Origin of the sequence: Streptomyces sp. NPDC047028, from assembly GCF_040644095.1 — a bacterium.
Classification (GTDB): domain Bacteria; phylum Actinomycetota; class Actinomycetes; order Streptomycetales; family Streptomycetaceae; genus Streptomyces.
Genome location: NZ_JBEYVS010000115.1, coordinates 1 through 3,445, shown reverse-complemented (window position 1 = coordinate 3,445; position 3,445 = coordinate 1). Strand labels below are relative to the sequence as shown.

At 70.0% G+C, this 3,445-nt stretch carries 4 protein-coding genes; 1 reads left to right on the top strand and 3 read right to left on the bottom strand.

Going from position 1 to position 3,445, the window contains the following annotated elements; all coding sequences use genetic code 11:
- Positions 1-334: 334 nt before the first annotated feature.
- Positions 335-1,342 (bottom strand): stage II sporulation protein M, encoded by a 1,008-nt coding sequence (locus ABZ854_RS37115; RefSeq protein ID WP_361220439.1) that lies wholly within the window; start codon positions 1,340-1,342, stop codon positions 335-337.
- Between the two features lie 143 nt (positions 1,343-1,485).
- On the opposite strand from ABZ854_RS37115, the gene ABZ854_RS37110 reads away from it, so the two are divergent.
- Positions 1,486-2,481 (top strand): RDD family protein, encoded by a 996-nt coding sequence (locus ABZ854_RS37110; RefSeq protein WP_361220436.1) that lies wholly within the window; start codon positions 1,486-1,488, stop codon positions 2,479-2,481.
- Positions 2,482-2,527: 46 nt separating this feature from the next.
- Here ABZ854_RS37110 and ABZ854_RS37105 read toward each other — a convergent pair whose 3' ends face one another.
- Positions 2,528-3,142 (bottom strand): hypothetical protein, encoded by a 615-nt coding sequence (locus ABZ854_RS37105; protein WP_361220434.1) that lies wholly within the window; start codon positions 3,140-3,142, stop codon positions 2,528-2,530.
- A 90-nt stretch (positions 3,143-3,232) separates the two neighbouring features.
- The coding region (locus ABZ854_RS37100) for an adenosylhomocysteinase (RefSeq protein WP_361220431.1) at positions 3,233-3,445 on the bottom strand (213 nt) is incomplete at its 5' end.

Sequence of the window (3,445 nt, the reverse complement as noted above, 5' to 3'; positions counted from 1 at the left end):
CTTCGGTCTTGCGTTTCCGACTCTATCAGATCTTTTTCCGATCCGATTTCCTCGGCGCTTTCCAGGTTTCCGCTTTCGCGGTTTCCTTTCCGGCGGTTCCGACTTTATCAGAAGTTCTTGGCCGGTCTGACCAGCCGCTCATTTCTGAGTAATCGGGGGGTTGCTTCTCGAAGCGCCATTCAGGGCTTCTCAGGAAGCTGATAGATCCTAGCGATTGCCGCCGGACCGTGTCCAGTTCTAGGCAACTGTTTGAATCTACCTCCCCGCTCGATCCGTGTCAACGGCTCTTGCGGGGCGAAGAGGACACTAGCAGCTCACAGCCGTCCGATGCACATCAGGCGGCCGACGGCACGGTGGAACTGCGCTCGGCCGACGCGAGGTCGCCGGTCTCGCCCGCGCGGGTGGCGCGTCCGCCCAGGACGAAGACGTAGGCCAGGAAAGCCAGCTCGGCGGCGATTCCGATGCTGATGCGGGCCCAGGTGGGCAGGCCGGACGGGGTGACGAAGCCTTCGATGGCACCGGAGACGAACAGGACCAGGGCGAGTCCGATGGCCATGCCGACGGCCGCTCTGCCCTCTTCGGCGAGGGCGGTTCGACGGGTGCGCGGGCCGGGGTCGATGAGGGTCCAGCCGAGTCGCAGGCCCGTGCCGGCGGCGACGAAGACGGCGGTCAGTTCGAGCAAACCGTGCGGCAGGACCAGTCCCAGGAAGGTGTCGAGCCGACCCGCGGACGACATCAGGCCGAAGCCGACCCCCAGGTTGAGCATGTTCTCGAAGAGGATCCAGAGGACGGGCAGGCCCAGGAAGACGCCGAGGACGAGGCACATCGCGGCCGCGCGCGCGTTGTTCGTCCACACCTGTGCGGCGAAGGAGGCCGCAGGGTGGCTCGAGTAGTACGTCTCGTACTCGCCACCGGGACGGGTCAGGTCGCGCAGCTGGCTGGGGGCGGCGATCGACGACTGCACCTCGGGATGGGTGCCGATCCACCAGCCCAGGAGGATGGCGAGCGCCGTGGATATCAGCGCCGTCGGCACCCACCAGTGGCGCGCCCGGTAGACCGCGGCGGGGAAGCCGTGTCCCAGGAAGCGCGTCACGTCCCGCCATGAGGCGCGCCGGGTGCCGGTGACGGCGCTCCGCGCGCGGGCCACGAGTTGACTGAGCCGCCCTGTGAGCTGCGGGTCGGGCGCGCTGGACTGGACGAGGGACAGATGGGTCGCGGTGCGCTGGTACAGGGTGACGAGTTCGTCGGCTTCCGCGCCGTTGAGCCGGCGCTGCCGCTGGAGCAGGGCGTCGAGGCGGTCCCATTCGGCTCGGTGTGCGGAGACGAAGACGTCCAGGTCCATGGGGTCTGCCTGCTCCTCGGCTGTCTTCGACTGTTCGTCGTGGATGCTTGTGGTGCTGTCAGCTTGTCGCACCGGCGCGCGGTGCGCCCTCAGCTTGGCAGACTTGCGGTTCTCGGGGCATACCAGGGGAAGGACGGGCGGGCGTGAGCGAGCTGGTGACGGGCGAGGCGGTGGCGCTCGAACTGCGGCCTGCCCAGTTTCCGAGCAGGGCGTTGGCGATCCTGCTCGATCTGAGCGTGACCGTGCTCGCGTACATCGCCGTGAGTGTGGGCCTGTTGGCGGCCACGGCGTCCCTGGACGAGGCCGCCCAGATCGCGGTGTCGATCGCCGCCTTCCTGCTGGTCCTCGTGGGCGGGCCCATTGCTGTGGAGACGCTCAGTCATGGGCGCTCGCTGGGGAAGGTGGCGTGTGGCCTGCGCGTGGTGCGGGACGACGGCGGGCCCATCCGCTTCCGTCATGCGCTGGTGCGGGGTGCGATCGGCATGGTGGAGATCGTCATGACGTTCGGCGTCGTGGCCTCCATCGCGTCCTTGGTGTCGGCGCGCGGACGCCGGCTGGGGGACGTCTTCGCCGGCACCCTGGTGGTGCGTGAGCGGATTCCCGTCGGGCCGGCGGCGTTCGTTCCTCCTCCCCCGCCGTGGCTCGCCGGCCGCTACTCCCAGCTGGACCTGTCGGCGGTGCCGGACGGGTTGTGGCTGGCCGTCCGGCAGTACCTGACACGGATGGGGCAGCTGGATCCGCAGGTGGCGTGGGGCATGGCCCAGCGGTTCGCAGCGGATCTCGCGGCACACACCGGTGCCCAGGTGCCGCAGGGTGAGCATCCCGCCGCCTTCCTCGCGGCCGTCGTGCAGGAGCGGCAGGCCCGTGAGGTCCGGCGGACGTTCGGCGCGGGCGTGGGCCCGGCCGTCGCGGGGATGGCTCCGGCGGTTCCTGTCCGTCCCGCACAGCCTCCTTATTTCGCGCAGCCCCCTACCTATCCGCCCCAAATGCCCCAGGTGCCGCAAATGCCGCTGGTGCAGCCAGCGCCCACAGAGCACCGGTCGGCCCCCTCTCCCCTCCCCATGGCCGGGGCCGAGTCGGCGGGGCATGACGAGTCGGTGTCCGGCCGCCCGGCGACCGGGTTCGTGCCGCCGGCGTAGGGCGGGTGCGGCTCGGCACCCTGCGGCCAGGCAGGTCTCCTGGGGCTCAGGTGAGTCCCGACGGTGGTGACTCGAGGTCCTCCAGCTCGATTCCGGGAGCCGACAGGACCACGTCCCCGGCGATGTGGACGGTGTGCCGTTCGCCCGTGTCCAGGGCCGTGACCTGGTATTCGTCCACGGTCAGGGAGCCGTTGTCAGTGGCGTGTGCTTCGCTGTTCACCAGAGCCCAGGACTGGTCCACGGTGCGGGGAGCGAGGACGGGCTCCGTGAAGGCGACGAGACGGACGCGGGTCGCGGCGGAGGAAGGGGTGAGGCGCAGGAGACGGGCGGTGGCGACGAGGAACGCGGGGGAAGTGCCGGTGAAGGCGTGGGCGCGCACATTGCCTTCCGTGGCATCGGTGCCGGTGGGGTCGGTGCGGACCCAGGTGACGCCGTCGAGGGCGGCGCCTCGGACCTGCCAGCCTCCCGTGTGCAGTTCGAGGCGGACGGGGCGGCCGAGGTCGTCCAGGGCGAGGTCGACGGAACCGCGGTGGTCGCCCGTGGGGGTGGTCAGCTTCGAGACGTAGCGCCAGCCGGACGGGCCGGGGGCGCACTGGAAGTGCTCTTCTGCCAAGGGGGTGTGATCGTGCGGATCGTGGAGCGAATAGCGGCCGCGGGGCATGGGGGTCCTGGGTTCTGACGGGGCTGTCGGTCCGGCCAACGGGACAGGCCCCCGGCACGGGGGTGCGGGGGCCTGTCTCGGAACGGCTGCTCAGTAGCGGTAGTGGTCCGCCTTGTAGGGGCCCTCGACCTCGACGCCGATGTACGACGCCTGCTCCGGGCGGAGCCGGGTCAGCTTGACGCCGAGCGCGTCCAGGTGGAGCCGGGCGACCTTCTCGTCCAGGTGCTTGGGCAGCACGTACACGCCGATCGGGTACTCGTCGGGCTTGGTGAACAGCTCGATCTGCGCCAGCGTCTGGTCCGC